We start from the raw sequence: 629 nt of genomic DNA, 5'->3' as shown, positions 1-629 counted from the left end.
TGTTCATGCAGCTGACACGCCAGGCCGAGCTGAAGCGCGGGATCGGGCGCGGTGAACTGGTGCTGCACTATCAGCCAAGAGTGAGGGGCGACACCGGAGAGATCACCAGCATGGAAGCGCTGGTGCGCTGGAATCATCCGGAAAGAGGCCTGATACCGCCGGTCGAGTTCATTCCGATGGCCGAAAAGGCCGGGCTGATCGTGGCGTTGGGCGAAGAAGTGATCCGCATGGCCTGCCTGCAGCAGGCGCGGTGGAAGGAAGAAGGACTGGATGTCGTACCGGTTTCCGTCAATGTCGCGGCACAACAGATCGACGCCGGCACCGTGAGCGCCATCCTGGATAGCGCCCTGGCGGGCAACGGCCTGGATGCCAGTCTGATTGAAGTGGAAATTACCGAGTCCGCCACGATTGCCGAAGATGGACAGGCGGTGGAAGAACTGAAAGCCATCCAAAGGACTGGGATCAAGCTGTACGTGGACGACTTTGGCACCGGCTATTCATGCCTGGCGCAGCTGAAGCGTCTGGACATGGATGGTTTGAAGGTCGACCGCGCCTTCACGTCGCAAATGCTCCACAGCCCTGCGGATGCCGCATTGTTCGAGGCGATTGTCTCGATGGCGCATGCGCTG

Annotated in this window: 1 protein-coding gene; it reads left to right on the top strand. The window is 60.6% G+C overall.

Annotated elements, in window-relative coordinates:
* Nucleotides 1-629: EAL domain-containing protein (locus tag JK635_RS28515; RefSeq protein ID WP_202654701.1), on the top strand; the 629-nt coding region annotated here is incomplete at both ends.

It is taken from the genome of Neobacillus paridis, assembly GCF_016765675.1.
Taxonomy (GTDB): Bacteria; Bacillota; Bacilli; order Bacillales; family Cytobacillaceae; genus Neobacillus; species Neobacillus paridis.
Note: the sequence above shows the minus strand (reverse complement) of the source record. Positions and strands in the feature narration are given on the sequence as shown.